Origin of the sequence: Pseudomonas sp. R84 (genome assembly GCF_009834515.1) — a bacterium.
In the GTDB taxonomy this organism is placed as follows: domain Bacteria; phylum Pseudomonadota; class Gammaproteobacteria; order Pseudomonadales; family Pseudomonadaceae; genus Aquipseudomonas.
In genome coordinates this window covers 1-21,060 of the sequence record NZ_CP019426.1, presented here as the reverse complement: position 1 = coordinate 21,060, position 21,060 = coordinate 1, and the positions used below count along the sequence as shown (strand labels likewise).

The window sequence follows — 21,060 nt, the reverse complement described above, 5'->3', positions numbered from 1 at the left end:
CACGGTAAACGTCACTATGTCGATACTGCGGGCCATCAGGATTTTTCTCTTTTACCTGCTGCTGGGCACCACCTCCCTGCTGTGGTGCAGCTTGAGTTTTTTTATCGCGCCGTTTTTGCCATTCAAGGCGCGTTATCGTTTTATCAACGTGTACTGGTGTCGCTGCGCCTTGTGGTTGACCAAGGTGTTTCTCGGTATCCGTTACGAAATCAAAGGCGCGCAAAACGTGCCTGACAGGCCCTGCGTGATTCAGTCGAACCACCAGAGCACTTGGGAGACGTTCTTTCTCTCCGCTTATTTCTCGCCGTTGAGCCAGGTGCTCAAGCGCGAACTGCTTTACGTGCCGTTCTTCGGCTGGGCGATGGCCATGTTGCGGCCGATCGCGATTGATCGCGATAACCCGAAAGCTGCTTTGAAACAAGTCGCGGCGAAGGGTGATGAGTTGCTGAAGGACAACGTTTGGGTGCTGATCTTCCCGGAAGGTACACGCGTTCCTTACGGCACTGTCGGCAAGTTCTCCCGCAGTGGTAGCGCTTTGGCGGTGAATGCGGCGCTTCCTGTGCTGCCGATTGCACACAATGCCGGCAAGTTCTGGCCGAAAATCGGCTGGGGCAAGAAGTCCGGGGTGATCACCGTAGTCATCGGCGAACCGATGTATGCCGAAGGCACAGGCCCGCGCGCCATCGCCGAGCTGAACGACCGGGTGCAAGCCTGGAACGAGAAGACTCAGCGCGAAATGGGCTCGCTGCCACCGGCCCCGCAGGCACCTGCTGCAAGCGATCAAGTGGCTGTCTGAGATTTTGTGGATAACCTGTGTACGGTTTTGTTGAAAACGCTTGAATATTGATAATAAGTGATTGATTTACTTATATATTTCTCAAGCTCATAAAAGACCGTAAAAGGTGCATAAGTTTTTTTCGGATGTAAGAAAACCGGCTGATATAGCCGGTTTTTTTGTGCCTGATCAGTCGGGGACAAGCGGTAACTCAAGCAGGAAGGTGGTGCCTTGATCAACCGCGCTGCGGCATTCAATTTTGCCGCCGTGATGATCGACTACCGCTTTGACCATCGATAAGCCGAGGCCCACGCCGTCGATGCCCTGCGCGGAAGAAAAACGTCGGTATTGACTGAACAGGTCGGGCAATTCATCAGCGGCGATGCCCTTGCCTTGATCGATCAATTCACAGTGCAACCATTCCTCGCGGCAACTGAAGCGCAGGGTGATAGTGGTATCTGCCGGGCTGTACTTGATCGCGTTCTCCAAGAGGTTGAACAGCGCGCGGGTCAGCAAGCCCTGATCAGCATTGATCAGACGTTCTTGCGACTCTTCATCCATGTCATGCAGCAGCTCGATACGTTTCTGCTGGGCGATGGGCAACGCTTGATCCAGCACGTCCAGCACCAACATCGCGAACAACGTCGGCTGAAATTGGTAAGCCTCGGATTCGGCACGCGCCAGCAGAACAAACCCGTCAGTCAGATCCAGCGCGCGACGTACCTGGCGTTCGATTTGTTCGAACAACGGCGCATCGGCCCCCACTTGATGACGGTGCACATCGAGCAAGGCGAGGATCGCCGAGTGCGGGGCGCGCAGGTCGTGGGAAAGAAAGCGCAGCAACACGCTACGTTGTTCCTCGGCCTCGCGTTCAGCGCTGAGGTCAGTGAGGCTCAGGAGCCAGCCAATTGGCGTGTCACCGTCCACCGGAAGGAGGGCGGCACGCTCGAGACGCAGGCTGCGTTCCTTGCTATCGCGAAACTCCAACAGCGGCAGGGCGGACAAAGTCGGTCGCGCTTCTGTGGATAAATCCGGGTAACCGAGGCTCGCCAGTTGATCGAGAACATCGTCCCCCACCAAGTTGTGATCGAATAGCTGGCGAGCCTTGCGATTGCCCAGCAGGATCTGGCCCTTGGGATCGCTGATCAGCGTGGCGACTGGCAGATACTCCAAGCCGTCGGCAATAAAGCGCCGGGTATCGCGGGTACGGCTCATGGCTTGCTCAAGCGCCATGATCTGGCCCTGCAGGCGATCAGCACCCGTGAATTGCGAGCGACGGCGTTCGGGGAAAACTTTCGGCTCGCTGTCGAGCCGTGCCAGCTCCCAACCGAAATAGGTCAGCACTACACTCAGGCGCCGCCAGTTCCAGATCAGATAACCGAACAACATCCCCAGCACTGCCGGCGTCGGCGACCACCAACGACGCGCTTCCGCTAAACCTGCACTGGTCAGCAACGCGCACGCCATGCCGATCAACGTTACCCAGAGCGCCCAACGCGGGCGCCATAACAGAAATCCAAGACTGCCCGCCACCAAAGCAACTGACAACAACGCGCCCATAACTGGAGTCGCATCGTGCAGGTTGATCTGCGCGCGATAAGACAGCAACGCAGTCAGCGGCAACAGCACTAGACTTATCCACAACCACTCACGCACCAACTGTCGAAACAGTCGCTGCACCTGACTCGGCTCACGGCTTTCGCGCCGGCGCTGATTGTTCATGGGGAAAAAGGGCGGGGCAGGGTGAATGCTTTCATAGGTCACAGGTCTGAGACGTAGACCCGAAGAATCATAGCGGACGTCGACCAACGGCGGGCCGCTTACTTTCAAGGTGATGACCAAGCGACTATGGTTGACGCCCAACTGCCCAAGCAACAAGGAACTATCGCGTATGCGCGTTGCGATACTGGACGACGAACCCGCCGAACTGCGCCGGGTCGAGCAAACCCTGCAGCAGATGGCCGATACCGGCGAACAGCCGTGGTCACTGCACAGTTTCGAACGCGGTGAGGACCTGCTGCGCCAACTGCGCCGGGAAACCTTCGACCTGCTGATCCTCGATTGGCAACTGCCCGACCTCACCGGTCTGGCCCTGCTGCGCTGGACCCGCGAGCATATGGAAGCGCCACCGGCGGCGATTATGCTGACCAGTCGTGATGGCGAGAGCGATATTGTTCAGGCGTTGAATGCCGGGGCTGATGATTATGTGAGCAAGCCGTTTCGGCCGAATGAGTTGAAGGCGCGGGTGGCTGCGGTGTTGCGTCGGCATAGCCAGCAACGGGCGGCGGCTAGCGAAGTATTGAGCTTCATTGACCTGACCTTCGATGACGCCGAACTGACCGTCACCCGCGAGGGCAAACCCATCGTCATGACCGAGCGTGAGTATCGACTGGCTCGGTGTCTGTTCAGCAATCTGGGCCGGCCATTGTCTCGGGATTATCTGTATGAGCGGTTTTGGCCGCATGAGGAGATGGCATCGTCACGGCCGTTGGATACGCATATCTATAGATTGCGCAACAAACTCGGGCTGACGGCGGATCGAGGGTGGCAGTTACTGACTATTTATGGATATGGGTATCGGTTGGAGAGTGTGGCAGCGGTAAACGAGTGAGTTACGTGCAATAAATTGATCAAAAGCGCCTGCACGCTCCAAGTTAAGTTTCCCATCTTGACCAAGATGTTGCCGGCGACAGGCCTCGATCAATGGGGTGGAGCACTTGTCGGTTGACGCCAGGTTGAATACAGAAACACGATCGCCAACAGGGTGAACGGGACGGCGGTGACAGGAGCAAATCCCGAAACTATATAACCCGCTGATCCTCCTACCATAATTGCCAATGCGAGAAAGAAATAGTCACTTTTTTTATGGGTGTCTCGGATAATAAGTTTAAGCATCTTGATTTCCGCGAATAGTTGAACATCGTGATCCATAGAGCGCCGTATGCTGTCGCGGTGTGTTCAATCTTTCCCGCAATTAACACGGTCGCAACTTGAATGCTGTCAGGATAAACATGGGCACAGCATATGTTTTAACCAAAGACGGCATTCCAATCCAATTTATTGTAATCGGCACAGGTCAATTCACCCGCCTGACTTCAGCATTAAAGGCAACAGCGCGTGACATTAATCGCAGGTACTGCGACGCACTACCCAAAACAATCAATAGTAGTTTTCCTGGAAAAATCACGCCGCCCTAAAGTTTATGCAAACGCACTTAGATTAAATCTCTATCCCTCGACCGACACCAGCGCGCCGGTGATACTCCAAATGCTTTTTTGAAATGCTTGGTCATGTGGCTTTGATCAAAAAAACCTGCCTCTACCGAAGCTTCCACCAGCGATTTACCCGCAAAAATCGCCGCTTTGACTCGGTCCAAACGTCGCATCGTCAGATAGCGGTGGGGGCTTGTGCCGAAATAAACCCGATAGTCTTTGGATAAACTCCACTTGTCCCGACCGGTGCAATCAGCCAGGTCATCCAGGCTGACCGGTTGCTGAAGATTATCGTTCATATACTCCCGCGCTCTGTCGGCCGCCGTAAAGCAATTGGCACCGGTAGCGGCACGCTCGCCACATATGGCTTGCAGCGTGGTGAAGAGTTGAAATATAGCGTCGTCCTCCTCTAGCGGATCGAGCGGATCATCCAACGCGGAAAGTATGTTGTCAGTTGCAGCGGCAAACCGGGGATCACTGGAGATGCCTCCTTTCAGGAAGGGCAAAGGTTTACCGTGCAGCACCTGCTGAGCTAACTCCGGAGTGATATACAGCATTCGATAACGGAAGCCCGAATCGCTGCCGGCATGGCCGTCGTGTTCTTCATCTGGGTGCAGGACCAAGGTTTCCCCTGGCAGGCTATTCCGATTCTCCCCGCGATAGCGAAAACTTTGCACGCCCGAAAGTGTCCGGCCAATGGCATATGTGTCATGCCGATGAGGGTCAAAACCATGTGCGCTAAAAAAAGCTTCCAACCGCTCGAGTTTTGATGTGTGAGGCGAATGTCGTACCCAATCCTTCGGAGATGGAAGCTCAATCATGGCCGAACTACCTGGCTTTTGAAGATTCCTGACATAGTGCTGATCCTTAGCGAGATGGTCTAACGTTTGACAATTGGCAGGATAATAAGCATGCCCAGCTTTCAAGAAGCTAGCACTGTGCTCTGATTTTTTGAAGAGCCACCTGCTCTCCAGCACAGAACTTTCATCTAAGGTATGAGTACTATAGATCCAGTCGTGTTACGACTTTCCAACAACGTGTGTGCTCGCTCGGCTTCCGCAAGCGACAGGGTTGCGCCCACTTGAACCTTCATCCCCTCTCGCAAACACTGGAAAAATTCCTCCGCATAGCTTTGCAGTACTGCTGAATCGCTGATGTAGTCGAACAATATGGGGCGGCTGACTGTTAGTGATCCCGCGCGTGCCAGTTGCGCTAGTGCCACGTTTTCAACGGGCCCTGATGAATTGCCAAAACTGATGATATGTCCGCAGGAAGCTGTGGCATTCAGCGAGGCTTGCCAGGTAGAACGCCCGACTGAGTCGTAGACAAATGGCACCCCCTTTCCGCCGGTTAGCCGCCTTGTCTGGTCGGCGATGTCATCTCCAGCAAGCAGGGTCGTCCACGCTCCCGCCGAGCGCGCCAACTCAGCCTTGGCTTGCGTTGAAACAACGCCGATCAGGCGAATACCTTTGCGCTTGGCGTATTGGCAGGCCAGCAAGCCCACGCCACCGGCTGCGGCATGAAAAAGAACCGTATCCCCGCTTTTCGGCTGACTGACCCGATTGAACAAGCAAATCGTGGTAAGACCCTTTAGCAAGCCGCCGGCGGCGGTTACGTAGCTGATATCGTCCGGCAGGTGAACAAGTCGGCTTTGATCCACCCAGTGTTGTGTTGCATAGGCGCCCAGCGAAGATTGTACGTAAGCAACCCTGTCACCAATCCGGAATCGCGTCACATCGTCTGCACATTCAATCACCGTACCAGCGCCCTCGGTGCCCAACCCTGAGGGCAACGCAGGAGGAGGGTACAGCCCGGAGCGGAAGTAGGTGTCGATAAAATTCACACCAATCGCGTGATTGTGGATTCTCACTTGTCCCGGCCCCAACGCATTGACCGCCATAGACTGGTACTCAATCACGGAAGGTGATCCGTGGGAACGAAAGATCACTTGTAGTGTGTCGTCAGTTTTCATTTGAGTGCCGAGCAAGTCAGGTAAATGGAAAAGGAGAGTAGAGACAGCCCGATCAGTTTGGGCACCCAGAGTTGCATGGCATGGCTTGGAGCTGTCCGTACGACCTGCCCCAACCAGGCCCAGGCGAATCCAATCGGCACGACGATCAGGACGAAGGACAGCAGCGCCCAACTGTAGAGCTGCGCAGTACCATAAACTTCTCGCGGAAACACCACAGAGGCAAATAACAGTGCCTTGGGATTGAGCAACGTTGCCGTCAGCAATGATCTGGAGCTTACTGCCGGTCGGCGGGACTCGCTTGCCAGCAGCTTCGTCGAGGCAATGCGCACAGCCAGATAAGCCAGATAGGCCGCGCACAGTAACTTCACTGCTGTACCGATGCCCGGATACCGTGCGGACAATGCTATGAGTACAAACCCCCAAGCGCTGATTGCAATGCTGTAGCCAAATGCTTCGGTGGCGATCAGAGGCAAAGTTTTGGCTGGGCCACAGGTATAACCGGATGTCATTAGCAAGGTGTTGGTAGGGCCAGGCATCATCAAAATCAACGATGCACCTGTGGTGACGTTGAGAAACACGTTAATGAAATCCATTTCAAAGGCGATCCAGTCGAGTTACAAGGCGATAAAATCTCGCAGGCTGTCTATTACTTCCGGCAGGTTCTGACGAACGAAAAAGTGATCACCAGGGAACACTTGGTGGAAACAATTCTCCGTGGTCTTGCTAGACCATGCCTCCAAACCGGAGATCGGGACAGAAGGGTCGGCATCGCCGCCGATCGCGAGAACGGGTATTGAAACCGGGTCAGCGTCAGCAAGATTTATGCTTTCAGAAAGACTGAAGTCGCTACGCAAGGTCCTCAGGGCAATCGCACGCAAACCCGGATTAGCCGCCACTTCTTGGGGAAGACCTCCGAGCCCCATGATGTACTTCATGAACTGCTCGTCGTTCATGGTTGATGAACACAATCGATCTGCGGCAGCTGCTGAGCTCGCACATGCCGTAAGCGAAACTATCCGCGCATTGGGATAGAGAGAATCGCAGTAGGTAGCGAATTTATGCGCGATGCCAGCACCCAGGCTGTAGCCAAACAAGTGCAAAGGCAGCTTGAACAGATCGCTGGCAGCGTGGACCAATGGCGGCAAAAGATCATTGATATCCGTGATGAACGGCTCGCCAAAACGTGCTTCCCGTCCTGGTAACTGGATAGCGCAAACTTCAATTTGCGGGCCCAGCATCGCTTGCCAGTCTCTATAGAACGAGGCGCTGCCGCCGCCGAACGGAAAACACAGCAATCGACTGCGAGCTGCCGGTTGGACAGTTCTCTGCAGCCATCTGGTCGAGGGTGGGTTACGCATCGTTCGCCTCGACCGGCCGTTCGAAATAGTCGTTGCCATTCGTGGTGAACCAGTCGCGGCGTGGTGGCGTAAACACATCAAGGTCGATCGTGTCCTCAAGGCACTCCGCTGCGTGCGGTACATTGGCTGGAAAGTGCAGAACGTCCCCCGCACACAATGTTGTGCTCTGCTCCATATCCAGCCCGTGTGTGAAGCGGATTTTTCCCTTGAGGATATAAGTCATCTGTTCGTTGGGATGACTGTGATGCTTAACGACGGCGCCAGCCTTCATCGTCAGCTTGACCATCATCAGCTCATCACCGCTGACGATCTGCCGGACTATCAAGTCGCCCAATTGCTCTCTCGGGACGGTATCCCAATTGATCACTGGCTGTTGCTTGTGCATGTCAGAGTCCTTGCGTGTGAGCGTAGAAGTCGTAGAGCATGAAAGCCGCACAGATCGCCAGAGCGATACCCATCAGCCGATTGAAGAAGTTGAAGTAAGACTCTTTGGTGATGCGCTTGCCAAGAACAGCGCCCAGCAGCGAATAGATACCGGGGGCTCCTGCGCCGCCCAGTGCGATCATGGTTGATACCACCGCGATACTGGCACCGGTGACATGGGCAGCCGGGAACATCACCGTGGTGATGGGCAGAACCACCATCATCCCTTTTGGATTCAGCGCCTGGATCAAGAAGCCGTTCCAGAATGTAAGTGGTTTGTCCGGCGACTGCGTCTCTTCGGTCTTGCCCGGCAGAACCACTTTTGAGGTAAAGACCTTGAACGCCAGGTACAAGGTATAAAGCCCACCGATGAGCGCCAGGTATGGCAGTACGGAGCGAGAAATCAGCGCCTCGCCGGTGTAACCAAAAATAAGGAATAACGCGAACATCGCGCAGCCTACGCCGATGAAGAATCCGACCGTGCGACGAAACTGTCCCGTGAGTCCGGCATTCAGACCCATCACATTGACCGGACCGGGGCTGTACATGACGCTGAACGCGTAGAGGAAGATTTCCATGTCGTGATCTCCTGTTTCAGGCCGATTTGAGGCCAAATGTTGAAAGAATCGAGGTGTAGGCAGACTGGTCGACTACTTCATCGTTAGCGACCATCTGCTTCTGCCATTGGTAAAAGGTCCGGAAGGCCGAGACCGGATCGCCTTGGGTTAGCGCGGTAGTCACTTGAGCAGGCGGCAATGCACCGTTCTCTCCCAAACGAGCTGAAAGCTTCTGACAACCATTGAGGAAACTGTCGATCTGGTCGATCAAAGCCTTGCGGATCACTAGCACCTTCTCGGGTTCTTCCCCAACCAAAAGCGCAAGGTCTACCGCTGGATCGCCTTCACTGCGGCTACCGGCATACTCGACGGACTCAAGCAGCGTCAGAGGAACAAATGCCTCTAATCCACCCAAATCGAAGATCAGCCCGGCAAGCACACCAATATTCTTCTTCTGTATTGCCGCGTCGACTTGCAGATGATCCGGGCGATGCGCGACCGTGGTCACCGCTGCCTGAAAACTCGGACTGAAATCCACCCGAACGGGTAATCCTTGGGTAGATTCCTGATGGAATGTCCCGTGTTGAGGGCTCCAGTACAGTTCTGCCCTCTCTGGCGAAGTTTGCTCAATACGAGCAATCACTTCGCCAGGGATGCGTTTATCTTCGTGCAACCGAGCGCTACCCTTGCGCAGAAGCACGTTGATTGTGTCGTTGTGGACTTGCGCCGCAGGCTTGCTATCAAGCCAACCGGTGCGGATGGCGAAACCAGCTTTGAGCACAGGAGGGGTCGGCATCGAGTGCTCGTCCACTTGCGCATCGAGAGAGAGGGCGAACCGAATCGGCAGGCCGACCTGCTTGGCGAACTCAAGATCAGTCTTGTTGTGAGCAGGGTTAACCAGTACGGCACCCGTACCGAAGTCGGGCTTGACCCAGTCCGCGACCCACACGGACATCAGGTCGCCAGTTAACGGATTACGGACATAGGCACCGGTGAAATAGTTGTCGGCATCGGGGCGTTCGGACAATCGACGTGTGAACCAGTGATATTTGTGTACGGCGATGGCGCAGGCTGCTGTGCAGGAGCTCCAGTCCGTGACGAATACATCGATGGACTCTGGCGAATCGAAAAGCTTCAACGAACAGATCGCGCCCTGGGATTGACGCACGCTCTTTCGAATCCGCGAGACAATTTTTTCCGACCAGAATGGAATCTGTGTCGAGATTTGCACCGTGGCATCGCTGGATGGACCATAGAATGCCTCGAATGAACCATCTTCGAGTGTGTTGAAGTGCACTTGACCATTTTCCAGCAGCCGGTTCAGGTGCAAGCCCGCCTCGATCTTATCGGCAGTGACCGGCGCGCATTGGGTTGCACGACTCATGAACGCGGCAAACAGCGAGCCTCGCTTGAAGGTAAGGTCAGCAGCTTCGCCAGTTTGTGGCTGCTCCAGCAATGCAAAAGTTTTCATCATTTTTTCTCCAGATAAGCCGGCCCACGCAGCTGACGCAGGCCGGCCCAGGCTTAGGCCGTTTGCTCGGTCAGCGTTGGTTGGATGGCCTTACTCAGTTTGATAACCGAGGAGTTTCGGAACAGTGACTCCATGTTGATGTGAACTTTCAGATCCTCATGCAGTTGGCGTTGGATCTCGGCCATCATCAGGGAATGGCCTCCGACGTCGAAGAAGTCCTCATCCATTTCCAGTTGCGGGTAGTTCAGGACTTCTGAGCAGATCTTGTGAATAGCATTCAGCATGGGGTTTTCTCCTCTGCCGGAGAGAATGAGAACTCTTGGCCGCGGTTGTTGGCATTGCGAATTTTGTTGTGGTCGTAGGTGTCCTCACCGGATACGAGCACCGTCGCGTAGTCAGCGAGGTCGAATGTTTCGCCATGCGCGTTATAGCTCTTCAGATCTGGATAGACGCGGACATGGGTCGGAACATAGCGGCCGGAAATAGCCAGACGGGTCTGCCGTTCGGTGGTGTTGTCGTGAGAAGCGTGTGCGCAGGACGCCGTAAAAATCACGCACTCGCCAGCTTGCAGTTCCATATCTACCGGGTTTGCACTTTCAGGGTCCCAGGATGGGTCAACCTTGAATTCGGAAAAGTCGTAACCGAAGAAACCGGTGTCCGTCTGGGTGTGCTGGTATTCACCGTTACGCCCCGTGGAGACGCTTTTCTTCTCATCGTAGTAATACTTTTTATGCGAGCCCGGCAGGAAGCGCATGCAGGCCGTTTCCTTGGTAGCGGGCGTGAACGCGGTCCATACCGTCAGATCGATGTAGGCGTTCCAGTCTGTCTGAGTCGGGACAATCAGTGGGTTGCCATCGGTATAGCTGTAATCGCGAACCTGGTGCCATTCAGTACCTCGCCCGCCTGGAAATTTGGCGAACCATTCCGAACGCCAGCACAGCAGATCGGCCCCCAGAATGCCGCGAAGGTACTTCAGAATCGTTGGGTGCATGATGTGACGGGACAGTTCGGGAATATCGAAATGTCGGTCGTAGTTCATGTTGTTGTCATAAAGAATGTGCGAACGATCATGGTTTGCAGCGCGTAATGCGCGCAGGATTTCTGCCGCTTCATCCGGTTCGTACAGTTTGATCGGACCGATGAAGCCATTTTTTTCGAAGAACTCGATATCCTTCTGAATGTCATCAGTGATTACTGCGCTCGCAGGTAATCCAGTCGTTGCCGAAATTTTTTGGTCCATCTGGCTCATGTGTTGCTTCCTTTTTTGGATGTTGCGTACGCTTGGTTCAGGCCAGGTTCAAAAGAGCCTGGCGATCAATCTTGCCGTTCTGGGTCAGGGGAAACTGTTTGCAGGCCACATAGCGGCGTGGATGCATATGGCGGGGCAGGAGATTCCCGAGCCGATGGCCGATATCGCGGATCGGTGGAAGTTCGCCCGCGGTCGCCACGAAGGCAGTGAGCTCCGGATCCTGGCCGGGTACGGCTTGAGTGTTCAGGACAATCGCGTCCTCGGCAGCTGGCAAGGCGTTGCGAACCCCGTTCTCGATCTCGGACAGATTCACCAGCATGCCTCGGATCTTGATTTGGTTATCCCGTCGACCCAGGCAGATAGACTTGTGCTCAGACAGGCGCCGAGCGTAGTCACCGGTGAAGTACGCCCGCTGTACAACGCCATCAATGGATATTTCCCGGAAGCGCTCTGCCTGCAGAGGGAGGTTGTTCAGATAGCCTCGGCCGACCCCCATGCCGGAGATAACGATCTGGCCGATATCGCCGACCGACACAGGCCGATCTTCGTCATCAAGTATGTCGACCCGGCAATTACCGACAGGGCTTCCCATTGGAATACCTTCGGCCAGATAGGACTCGTAGTCGGACATCGAATAGGACGTGGCAACATCGGTACACTCGGCAACGCCGTACTGATGGATCAGGTTGCATGCTGAACCTTTTTTCCGCGCCCACTCCATTACCCGGGCTGTAGCCAGTGCTTCGCCGCCGATGAACAGATGCCGTAGTGTGGCGAGACGATCACCCGCCTGTCCGGCCTGGATGATCAGATAGAGCGAACTTGGAGCCAGGTGAATACTGCCAATCCGGTGACGCTCAATGAGGTCGACAATCTCATACCCATCGAATACAGCACTGCTGGTTAGCGAAATCGCCGCCCCGCAGTACAGAGGTGTCACGAGGCTGCGCTGGGAAATATCGAACCCGAACGCCGACACCAGGATGCCGTTGGCTTCGCGGTCAAGGCGGTATTCATCCACATGCCAACTGATCAGGTTCGCCCAACTGCGATGGGTGATTGCTACCGCTTTGGGAATACCGGTGGTGCCCGACGTGAATACGGTGTAGCAAAGATCGTCTTCACGGGCAGACGAAACTACCGCAGTGGCTGTCGGAGCTGCTGCCAAGTCTTTACGCAATGACTCGATTTCGATGACTGCAATCGGCAGATCCTGCAGCAGATCAGCGGCATTTTCGGAGGTGAAGATAAGTTTGAGATTCGCCAACTGTTGAATCATCAATGTCAGTCGGGCAGCCGGATTGGCGATATCCAGCGGCACATAGGCAGCACCGCTTTTAAGAATGCCAATGATGCAAACCAGGGTCGACACAGAGGGCTGAAGAAATATTCCGACCAGATCTCCCGCCTGAATTCCTTGCTCACCAAGATAGGAAGCCAAAGCGCTGGATTCGCGATCAAGTTGGGCATAATTCAATGTTTCATATGCACTTCGTACAGCAATCGCATCAGGCGTTTCATTCGCCCAATACGTTACTTTTTCATGAATCATGGGCGCGCGAGGGCCCTGCTTATCATTAACAGACATCGACTTATTTCCTGAAGTGGCGTCAGTTGGCAGTAGAAAGTTTGGCCGCGGTCTCGATGATGATGTCTTCCTGTCCAGCCACTAACTTGCGTTGCCCCAACAATTGATAGAGGCGAAATTCATCCACGCTGAACTGTTCCGCTGCGCGTCTTATATGCGGCGCAAAACCAGAGAACAGCCCATAAATGCCACTAGCGATATTGGCAGCGCCAATGTGCGGCGTCAGGCAATCGAGATATTGTTCCGAAGTGCGAGCTAGTCCGGCGACAGCCTCGAAGGAACACTGAGTCCGATACCCCAAGCGATTCAACACGGCGATCAGGGTCTCCAGTTGCGTATTACCGGCACCCGCTCCAAAGCCCTTGATGCAAGCATCCAGCAGTTCAGCACCTTCCTCGACTGCAGCAATTGAGTTGGCAACTGCCATGCCGAGATTGTTGTGTGCATGGAAGCCAAGCTTGGTGTCGGTTAACCGCTGGATAGCCTGAATTCGCCAACGCACGTCGTCAGGCGTCAGGTGACCTGCACTGTCCATCAAAATGACCGCATCGGCGCCGTAGCCAGCCATGAGTGACGCCTGCTCAGCCAGTAACTCAGGCTCAGCCATATGAGTCATCATCAAGACGCCGTATACGGTTTTGCCTTGATTCTTGACCGACTCGATGTAGGGAGCAGTGATGTTGGCTTCCGTGCAGTGGCTGGCTATACGGAAAACATCTACACCGACGTCGATAGCCATCTCAAGATCTGTCGATTTGCCCAGCCCAGGGATGAAGTGGATACCCAAACGTCCGTTTTGAATGGCCGATCTGGCAATTTCGAGCATTTCTCGATCATCGACGCAACTGATACCCAGAAGTGCCGAAGAACCGCCAAGTCCGTTGCCGTGGCCGACCTCGATAATATCGATGCCTGCAGCGTCGGCCTGCGCTGCATATCGGTGAATCTGTTCTTTTGAAAGCTGGTGCCGGACAGCATGATTGCCATCACGCAAGGTGCAATCGGTAATGGTGATCATGCGGCGTTACGCTCCCAACAGGCAGAGTGGAATTCGGCTACGGCAATCGCGGCGCAGTTGATGATGTCCAGGTTGCCTGCGTAGGCGGGAAGGTAGTCACCGCTACCCCGTACCGTCACACTCATGGTCAAGTGGCCTTTCGACTCGATAGGTTCCAGAACCATCTGATAGCCAGGTACATATTGTTGAACACGGGCAACCATCTGCCGAACGCTCGCCCGCACCTTCTCGATGCATTCGTAGCGGCCTTTGGCGAATACCGTCGTCTGCATGTCGATGCCAGGTTTAGCCGGGTTGATATTCAGAACCGCTTTGGTCGAGCCCGCACCGCTAAAGTGTCGTAATGCCTGCTCGGTGGTCAAAATGTACTGATTAATGTTTTCCCGAGTCGCCAGACCGGCGCTGTCCGATGCGATGGTCGAAGCAACCTCGATGTACTCCAGAGATTCGAACGATTGAGCAATCGCAAAGGCCAACGGAATACTTGCCTGTCCGCCACACGTAACCAGATTCACGTTGCGCTCATTGGCGATGCTGTCGAGGTTGATCGATGGCACACAGATCGAGCCAATCTTGGCCGGGGTCATGTCAATCGCCAGGAGGTTAGCCTTGCGAAATACCTGATCGTTAATCCTGTGTGATTGAGCAGATGTCGCGTCAAAAACAATATCGAGCTCATTGGCGTGTTGCGCCAGAAACTCAATTCCATCGGACGACGTAGCAATGCCCAACTCACGGGCTCTAGCCAAACCTTCGCTATTGGAACTGCGTCCTATCACCATTCTGAGATCCAGATGGTGAGAGCGCATCGCCTTGTACATCAAATCGATTCCTATACTTCCCGATCCGATTATTGCTGCGCGTTTGCGAGGTATTACTGATTCCATTTTTGCTGCCTCCAGATCTGACATCCATCCCCGTTACCTCGCTTGGGACTCAATTTCCGAGAGCCCCGAACCCGTATAGAGACCTTAAGCCAGCGACCTAGAGCGTTGCTTGTACGTTCTTGGGTAGATGAGGAAATAGAAACAATTTATTGCGGAGTTCACTGACTGGCTTAGAAGCGAAGTGTCAGGACAGGTAACTGGATGAGGCGGGAATCTTGGACGAGGAGCGCTTTTTTCCCACAAAAAAGGCCAACCCACAGGGGTTGGCCTTTTTTATCGGGGCAATGAAAGCAACTGATCGTGAAATACAGTCGCTTCCGGGATCCTGCAACCGGATCAGAAATCCAGGTTCGAAACCGCCAGTGCATTGCTCTCGATGAAGTCACGGCGAGGTTCGACCGCATCACCCATCAGGGTGTTGAAGATCTGGTCTGCGCCAATGGCGTCTTCGATGGTGACTTTCAGCATGCGGCGCACGCTTGGGTCCATGGTGGTTTCCCAAAGCTGATCCGGGTTCATTTCGCCCAGACCTTTGTATCGCTGAATGGTGTGGCGCTTGGTGCTTTCTGCCATCAGCCAGTCGAGTGCTTCCTTGAACTCAGTGACCGCTTTCTTGCGCTCGCCACGCTGGATGTACGCGCCTTCGTCGAGCAGGGTGCTCAGTTGAGCACCGAGGGTGACGACGGTCTTGTAGTCGTTGCTGCCGAAAAAGTCGCGGTTGAAGGTGACGTAGTTTGACAGGCCATGGGAGATCAGTTCGACCTCTGGCAGCCAAACGCCACGTTCACGGTCTTCACGCAGGCTGGCCTTGTAAACCAGACCGGACTTTTCCACGGTGCGCAGACGCGCTTCGTACTGAGCCAGCCACTCTTGCATCGCTGCGTGGTCGCCAAGCTTTTCCAGGCTCACGGCCGGCAGGTAGATGAAGTGCTCGGTCAGCTCCTGCGGGTACAGGCGCGACAGACGCTTGAGGGTCTTCATCACCATGCGGAAGTCGTTCACCAGACGCTCAAGCGCTTCACCGGAAATGCCCGGGGCTTCTTCGTTCAGGTGCAGGCTCGCATCTTCCAGGGCCGACTGCGTCATGTACTCTTCCATGGCGTCGTCGTCTTTGATGTATTGCTCTTGCTTGCCTTTCTTGACCTTGTACAGCGGCGGCTGGGCGATGTAGATATAGCCGCGCTCGATCAGCTCCGGCAACTGACGGAAGAAGAAGGTCAGCAACAGGGTACGGATGTGCGAACCGTCGACGTCAGCATCGGTCATGATGATGATGTTGTGATAGCGCAGCTTGTCGATGTTGTATTCGTCGCGACCGATACCGCAGCCCAGTGCGGTAATCAAGGTGCCCACTTCCTGGGAAGAGATCATCTTGTCGAAACGGGCTTTCTCGACGTTGAGGATCTTGCCCTTCAACGGCAGGATCGCCTGGGTCTTGCGGTTACGTCCCTGCTTGGCAGAGCCGCCCGCAGAGTCACCTTCCACGAGGTAAAGTTCGGACAGTGCCGGGTCTTTTTCCTGGCAGTCAGCGAGCTTGCCTGGCAGGCCGGCGATGTCCAGCGCGCCTTTGCGGCGGGTCATCTCACGAGCTTTGCGCGCCGCTTCACGGGCACGGGCGGCATCGATCATCTTGCCGACAACCAGCTTGGCTTCGTTCGGGTTTTCCAGGAGGAAGTCGGAGAAGTACTTGCCCATCTCCTGCTCGACCGCGGTCTTCACTTCGGAAGACACCAGCTTGTCTTTGGTCTGCGAGCTGAACTTCGGATCCGGCACTTTTACCGAGATGATCGCGGTCAGGCCTTCACGGGCATCATCACCGGTGGTGGCGACTTTATGCTTCTTCGCCAGACCTTCCTGCTCGATGTAGTTGTTTAGGTTACGCGTCAGTGCCGAACGGAAGCCCACCAGGTGAGTGCCGCCGTCGCGCTGAGGAATGTTGTTGGTGAAGCACAACAGGTTCTCGTTGAAGCTGTCGTTCCACTGCAGGGCGATTTCCACGCCGATGCCGTCTTCACGCTGGATGTTGAAGTGGAACACCTGGTTGACCGCAGTCTTGTTGGTATTCAGGTATTCAACGAACGCACGCAGACCGCCTTCGTACTTGAACAGCTCTTCCTTGCCGCTGCGCTCATCCTTGAGGACGATGCCGACACCGGAGTTGAGGAAGGACAGTTCACGAATACGCTTGGCCAGGATGTCCCAGCTGAAATGAATGTTCTTGAAGGTTTCGCTGGAAGCCTTGAAGTGGATCTGGGTACCGGTGGTTTCGCTGTCGCCAACGATGGCCATCGGCGCCTGAGGTACGCCATGGACGTAAGTCTGTTCCCAGATCTTGCCGCTGCGGCGAACGGTCAGTACCAGCTCTTCGGACAGTGCGTTCACTACCGACACACCCACACCGTGCAGACCGCCGGAAACTTTGTAGGAGTTGTCGTCGAACTTACCGCCAGCGTGGAGGACAGTCATGATGACCTCGGCGGCGGAAACGCCTTCCTCTTTGTGCACGTCTACCGGGATGCCACGGCCGTTGTCTTTAACGGTGATGGACTCATCCGGGTGGATGATGATGCTGATGTCGTCGCAGTGGCCGGCGAGGGCTTCGTCGATCGAGTTGTCGACCACCTCGAACACCATGTGGTGCAGACCGCTGCCATCATCGGTGTCGCCAATGTACATACCGGGACGTTTGCGTACGGCATCCAGGCCTTTCAGCACTTTAATGCTCGTTGAGTCGTACGTATTTTCTTCGCTCAATGCCTTCACTCCCGATGGTCGTGGGTCTGGGTGATACGGCCCTGTTCCACGTGGAACAGAGCGACTGGCGTTTCCGTCTGCCAGCCTTCCCTCAATAATTCGTGATCTACACAGGTGATGAACACCTGGCAGCGTAAGTCTTCCAGCAAGCGGCACAGCGCGCGACGGTGGCCCTCGTCCAGCTCGGACGGCAAATCATCCACCAGATAAATACACTGACCGCGGCGGGCCTGGCTGACCAGATGCCCTTGGGCAATCCGCAGTGCACAGACCACCAACTTCTGCTGACCCCGGGACAAAATGTCCGCGGCATTGTGCGCGCCCAATCTAAGACGCAAATCAGCCCGTTGCGGTCCGGCCTGGGTATGACCCATTTGCTGATCCCGTTGTACGGAACCAGCCAGTACGGCGCTCAATTCCCGGTCTTTGTCCCAGCCTCGGTAATAGCTGAGCGTCAAACCTTCGAGCTCAACCAGTTCGCTCAAGGTTTGTTCAAAGACTGGTTTCAAGGCTTTGATGTAAGCGCGGCGGTATTCATCGATTTCAGCGCTGGCCTGGCACAGTTCCCTGTCCCAAACCGCTTGCGAAACGGCGTCAAGTGTACCATGCCGCAGCCATGAGTTTCTCTGGCGCAAGGCCTTCTGCAAACGCTGCCAAGTGGCCATGAACCGTGGCTCGACGTGGAACACGCCCCAGTCGAGAAACTGCCGACGAATCTTCGGCGCGCCTTCGAGCAGACGGAAGCTGTCGGGGTTGATCAACTGCAGCGGCAGGATCTCCGCCAGTTGCGCAGCACTACGGGCGTTCTGGCCGTCGATGCGGATCTGGAACTCACCCTGACGATCGCGCGAGATGCCCAAAGCGCTATGCCCACCCTCGGCCAATTCGACCTGACCGAACACGGTACAGGCAAGTTGCTCATACTGGATGACCGGCAACAGCCGCGTGCTACGAAACGAACGGGCAAGCCCCAGCAGATGAATGGCTTCCAGAACACTGGTTTTGCCGCTGCCGTTAGCGCCGTAAAGAATGTTGATGCGGGGGGAGGGGGAGAAGGTCACCGGGTGCAGATTGCGCACCGCGGTGACCGAAACACGACTTAAGGACATCCAGGGTCAGCTGATTACAGACGCATCGGCATGACAACGTAAGCCGAATCGTCGTTGTCGGACTCTTGCACCAGCGCACTGCTGTTGGAGTCGGACAGGATCAGACGAACCTGCTCGGTAGTCATCACGCCCAGCACGTCGAGCAAGTAGCTCACGTTGAAGCCGATTTCCAGCGAGCCGCCGTTGTATTCAACGCCCACTTCTTCTTCCGCTTCTTCCTGCTCCGGGTTGTTGGCCTGGATCTTCAACTGACCACTGGCCAGCTGCAGACGGATACCACGGTACTTCTCGTTGGACAGAATCGCGGTACGGCTGAATGCTTCACGAAGAGCCTGACGATCGCCCAGTACCAGCTTGTCGCCGCCCTTTGGCAGAACGCGCTCGTAGTCCGGGAACTTGCCGTCGACCAGTTTCGAGGTAAAGGTGAATTCGCCGGTAGTGGCGCGGATGTGGTGCTGGCCCAATACGATACTGACATTGCCGTCCGGCTCGGTGAGCAGACGTGCCAGTTCGAGAATACCTTTGCGCGGCACGATCACCTGATGGCGATCCGGCTGGCCGATATCGGCTTTCATCGAGCACATGGCCAGACGGTGACCGTCGGTGGCCACGGCGCGGATGATGCCTTCGGACACTTCCAGCAGCATGCCGTTGAGGTAGTAACGCACGTCCTGCTGAGCCATGGCGAAGCTGGTGCGTTCGATCAGGCGACGCAGTTTGCTTTGCTCCAGGCTGCAGGTCAGCGAGCCCGGACCTTCTTCAACGGTCGGGAAATCGTTGGCTGGCAGGGTCGACAGGGTGAAGCGACTACGGCCAGCCTTTACGACCAGCTTCTGCTCGTCGACCTTGATGTCGATCAGCGCATCGTTGGGCAAGCTTTTGCAGATATCCATCAGCTTGCGCGCAGGCACGGTGATGGAACCTGTTTCAGCCGGCTCTTCAAGTTGCACACGACCGACCAGCTCGACTTCCAGGTCGGTACCGGTCAGCGACAGTTGCTGGCCTTCGACAACCAGCAGCACGTTGGAGAGTACCGGCAAGGTCTGTCGGCGCTCGACGACGCCTGCGACCAGTTGCAGGGGTTTCAACAGGGCTTCGCGTTGAATGGTGAAATGCATGGTCTAGTCCCTTGCCTTAATAAGCTGCGCTGGTGTTCATCAAGTGGTCAGTGTACGCAGCAGGTTCTTGTAGTCCTCGCGGATGTCCGCGTCGGATTCCTTAAGTTCGTTGATCTTGCGACAGGCGTGCAACACGGTGGTGTGATCGCGGCCGCCAAACACATCGCCGATTTCCGGCAGGCTGTGGTTGGTCAGTTCCTTGGACAAGGCCATGGCCACCTGACGCGGACGCGCTACCGAGCGCGAACGGCGCTTGGACAGCAAGTCCGAGATCTTGATCTTGTAGTACTCGGCGACGGTGCGCTGAATGTTATCCACAGAGACCAGTTTGTCCTGCAACGCCAACAGGTCTTTCAGGGATTCGCGAATCAGCTCGATGGTGATGTCGCGGCCCATGAAGTGCGAGTGGGCGATCACGCGTTTAAGCGCGCCTTCCAGCTCACGGACGTTGGAGCGAATGCGCTGGGCAATGAAGAACGCGGCGTCGTGCGGCAAGTCGACTTTGGCCTGGTCGGCCTTCTTCATCAAGATCGCCACGCGGGTTTCCAGTTCCGGCGGCTCGACGGCAACCGTCAGGCCCCAGCCGAAGCGGGATTTGAGGCGCTCTTCAAGGCCTTCGATTTCTTTCGGGTAGCGGTCACTGGTGAGAATGACCTGCTGGCCACCTTCAAGCAGGGCGTTGAAGGTGTGGAAAAACTCTTCTTGCGAGCGCTCTTTGCGGGCGAAGAACTGAATGTCGTCGATCAACAGAGCATCCACCGAACGGTAGAAACGCTTGAACTCATTGATCGCGTTCAGCTGCAGTGCCTTGACCATGTCGGCCACGAAACGCTCGGAATGCAGATACACGACCTTGGCATTCGGGTTCTTCTTTAACAGATGGTTACCCACCGCGTGCATCAAGTGAGTCTTACCCAAACCAACGCCACCATAAAGGAACAGTGGGTTGTAGCCGTGCTTGGGGTTGTCCGCCACTTGCCAGGCCGCCGCGCGTGCGAGCTGGTTGGATTTACCTTCGACGAAGTTTTCGAAGGTGAAGGTGCGGTTCAGGTAACTGGTGTGCTTGAGCGCGCCTTCGACCTGCACGGTGCGCTGTTCGGCGCGGACCGGGGCTTGCTGCGAAGCGGCACCGGACATCGGGTCGAAACTGTCGCGAGACGGCTCATCGCTGACTTCAGGGCTTTTCTGCGTCGAACGCTTGGCTGCCGGCGCTGGCGTCTGCGTGGGTGCCGGCGTACTCACAGGCGTGGCATTTGCCTGGGCCTGCTGGGAAACCTGCGCGGCTGCAAGCGGCGCGTTCGGTGCTGCACGCGGAGCGGAACTGCGTTTGCTGCCTATTAATAAGGAAAGCGCAGGCGCCATGCCGTTGCCGTGCTCATCCAGCAGTTCAAGGACGCGGCCCAGGTACTTTTCGTTGACCCAGTCCAGCACAAAACGGTTCGGTGCGTAGACGCGCAACTCGTCGCCTTCGGCTTCGACCTGTAGTGGACGGATCCAGGTGTTGAATTGTTGGGCAGGCAGCTCCTCGCGCAAAAGCTCCACGCACTGCTGCCAAAGTTCCACTGACAC

Annotated in this window: 19 protein-coding genes; 2 read left to right on the top strand and 17 right to left on the bottom strand. The window is 55.7% G+C overall.

Going from position 1 to position 21,060, the window contains the following annotated elements; translation table 11 throughout:
- The first annotated feature begins 16 nt into the window (after positions 1–16).
- Positions 17–796: a lysophospholipid acyltransferase family protein gene (locus PspR84_RS00095; RefSeq protein WP_160054431.1), complete on the top strand. Its 780-nt coding sequence runs from the start codon at positions 17–19 to the stop codon at positions 794–796.
- Between the two features lie 168 nt (positions 797–964).
- Here the strand turns inward: PspR84_RS00095 and PspR84_RS00090 are convergent, their stop codons facing one another.
- Positions 965–2,497 (bottom strand): HAMP domain-containing sensor histidine kinase, encoded by a 1,533-nt coding sequence (locus PspR84_RS00090; protein ID WP_160054429.1) that lies wholly within the window; start codon positions 2,495–2,497, stop codon positions 965–967.
- Between the two features lie 169 nt (positions 2,498–2,666).
- Here PspR84_RS00090 and PspR84_RS00085 point away from each other — a divergent pair, with 169 nt between their 5' ends.
- Positions 2,667–3,386, top strand: a complete 720-nt coding sequence (locus tag PspR84_RS00085; protein WP_160054427.1) for a response regulator transcription factor — start codon at positions 2,667–2,669, stop codon at positions 3,384–3,386.
- 603 nt (positions 3,387–3,989) lie between these two features.
- On the opposite strand, the gene PspR84_RS00080 is transcribed toward PspR84_RS00085, so the two are convergent.
- The 16 genes from PspR84_RS00080 to dnaA all read right to left on the bottom strand — a co-directional run bounded on the left by PspR84_RS00080 (position 3,990) and on the right by dnaA (position 21,060).
- On the bottom strand, positions 3,990–4,808 hold the full coding sequence (locus PspR84_RS00080) for an AraC family transcriptional regulator (RefSeq protein WP_174244421.1): 819 nt from the start codon (positions 4,806–4,808) through the stop codon (positions 3,990–3,992).
- Positions 4,809–4,975: 167 nt separating this feature from the next.
- Positions 4,976–5,959, bottom strand: a complete 984-nt coding sequence (locus PspR84_RS00075) for a quinone oxidoreductase (protein WP_160054425.1) — start codon at positions 5,957–5,959, stop codon at positions 4,976–4,978.
- Positions 5,956–6,552: a LysE family transporter gene (locus tag PspR84_RS00070; protein WP_160054423.1), complete on the bottom strand. Its 597-nt coding sequence runs from the start codon at positions 6,550–6,552 to the stop codon at positions 5,956–5,958. The genes PspR84_RS00075 and PspR84_RS00070 overlap by 4 nt, the downstream gene beginning before the upstream one ends.
- A 21-nt stretch (positions 6,553–6,573) precedes the next feature.
- Positions 6,574–7,317, bottom strand: coding sequence for a thioesterase domain-containing protein (locus tag PspR84_RS00065; protein ID WP_160054421.1), 744 nt, complete (start codon positions 7,315–7,317; stop codon positions 6,574–6,576).
- Positions 7,310–7,702 carry a cupin domain-containing protein gene (locus PspR84_RS00060; protein WP_160054419.1) on the bottom strand — a complete coding sequence of 131 codons (393 nt, stop codon included), beginning with the start codon at positions 7,700–7,702 and terminating at the stop codon, positions 7,310–7,312. The genes PspR84_RS00065 and PspR84_RS00060 overlap by 8 nt, the downstream gene beginning before the upstream one ends.
- Position 7,703: 1 nt before the next feature.
- On the bottom strand, positions 7,704–8,318 hold the full coding sequence (locus PspR84_RS00055) for a LysE family transporter (protein ID WP_160054417.1): 615 nt from the start codon (positions 8,316–8,318) through the stop codon (positions 7,704–7,706).
- Positions 8,319–8,334: 16 nt separating this feature from the next.
- Positions 8,335–9,768: a class I tRNA ligase family protein gene (locus PspR84_RS00050; protein WP_160054415.1), complete on the bottom strand. Its 1,434-nt coding sequence runs from the start codon at positions 9,766–9,768 to the stop codon at positions 8,335–8,337.
- 53 nt (positions 9,769–9,821) lie between these two features.
- Positions 9,822–10,052 (bottom strand): acyl carrier protein, encoded by a 231-nt coding sequence (locus PspR84_RS00045; RefSeq protein WP_160054413.1) that lies wholly within the window; start codon positions 10,050–10,052, stop codon positions 9,822–9,824.
- Positions 10,046–11,017, bottom strand: a complete 972-nt coding sequence (locus tag PspR84_RS00040; RefSeq protein ID WP_202982144.1) for a chlorinating enzyme — start codon at positions 11,015–11,017, stop codon at positions 10,046–10,048. The genes PspR84_RS00045 and PspR84_RS00040 overlap by 7 nt, the downstream gene beginning before the upstream one ends.
- Before the next feature lie 37 nt (positions 11,018–11,054).
- Positions 11,055–12,605: an amino acid adenylation domain-containing protein gene (locus PspR84_RS00035; protein WP_160054411.1), complete on the bottom strand. Its 1,551-nt coding sequence runs from the start codon at positions 12,603–12,605 to the stop codon at positions 11,055–11,057.
- A gap of 22 nt (positions 12,606–12,627) precedes the next feature.
- A complete protein-coding gene (dmpG, locus tag PspR84_RS00030; protein ID WP_160054409.1) occupies positions 12,628–13,623 on the bottom strand; it encodes a 4-hydroxy-2-oxovalerate aldolase in 996 nt (331 codons plus the stop codon).
- A complete protein-coding gene (locus PspR84_RS00025; protein ID WP_160054407.1) occupies positions 13,620–14,510 on the bottom strand; it encodes an acetaldehyde dehydrogenase (acetylating) in 891 nt (296 codons plus the stop codon). Before PspR84_RS00025 ends, dmpG begins: the two co-directional genes overlap by 4 nt.
- A 336-nt stretch (positions 14,511–14,846) precedes the next feature.
- Positions 14,847–17,264, bottom strand: a complete 2,418-nt coding sequence (gyrB, locus tag PspR84_RS00020) for a DNA topoisomerase (ATP-hydrolyzing) subunit B (protein WP_007911885.1) — start codon at positions 17,262–17,264, stop codon at positions 14,847–14,849.
- A 5-nt stretch (positions 17,265–17,269) separates the two neighbouring features.
- On the bottom strand, positions 17,270–18,373 hold the full coding sequence (gene recF / locus PspR84_RS00015; RefSeq protein WP_038359568.1) for a DNA replication/repair protein RecF: 1,104 nt from the start codon (positions 18,371–18,373) through the stop codon (positions 17,270–17,272).
- A 14-nt stretch (positions 18,374–18,387) separates the two neighbouring features.
- Positions 18,388–19,491, bottom strand: coding sequence for a DNA polymerase III subunit beta (gene dnaN / locus PspR84_RS00010; RefSeq protein WP_007911887.1), 1,104 nt, complete (start codon positions 19,489–19,491; stop codon positions 18,388–18,390).
- Positions 19,492–19,530: 39 nt separating this feature from the next.
- A complete protein-coding gene (gene dnaA / locus PspR84_RS00005; RefSeq protein ID WP_038359566.1) occupies positions 19,531–21,060 on the bottom strand; it encodes a chromosomal replication initiator protein DnaA in 1,530 nt (509 codons plus the stop codon).